Source organism: Gluconobacter sp. P1D12_c (assembly GCF_018812105.1).
Classification (GTDB): Bacteria; Pseudomonadota; Alphaproteobacteria; order Acetobacterales; family Acetobacteraceae; genus Gluconobacter; species Gluconobacter oxydans_A.
Genome location: NZ_JACSIQ010000932.1, coordinates 1 through 350 on the forward strand (window position 1 = coordinate 1; position 350 = coordinate 350).

A 350-nucleotide genomic window follows, 5' to 3' on the forward strand; every position below is an offset into this window, starting at 1 on the left:
CTGCAACCACTTGACCGACCGAGCTTGCCAACGCTTACAATCGGCATCCATCTCACCTGGCCAAGACAGAACAATGCACGCCATAGTATTTTGAGTGCTTCTGATTTTCCTGCTCTTGCCATTCTTCTGAACATCAACAGCACCATCGCAAGCCTGCTCATGCGCACTCTCAAGAGCTTCTAAATCCTGACCAAAACCGAGACCCGGCCTGCCTGGATTTTCAACATGCAAACAGGCATCCGGATTTCTCCTGGTAGCCTCATCTATAGTCTCTTTAATATTCCACTTCTTAGACTTCGTTGCCTTGTCGGAAGGCTTTACAAGCACTTTACGACTCAGCATCTCAAAAT

1 protein-coding gene is annotated in these 350 nt (G+C 47.7%); it reads right to left on the bottom strand.

Annotated features, from left to right (window positions below; genetic code table 11):
* Positions 1-350 (bottom strand): hypothetical protein (locus KP705_RS19845; protein WP_215765556.1); only part of this gene is annotated, 350 nt, incomplete at both ends.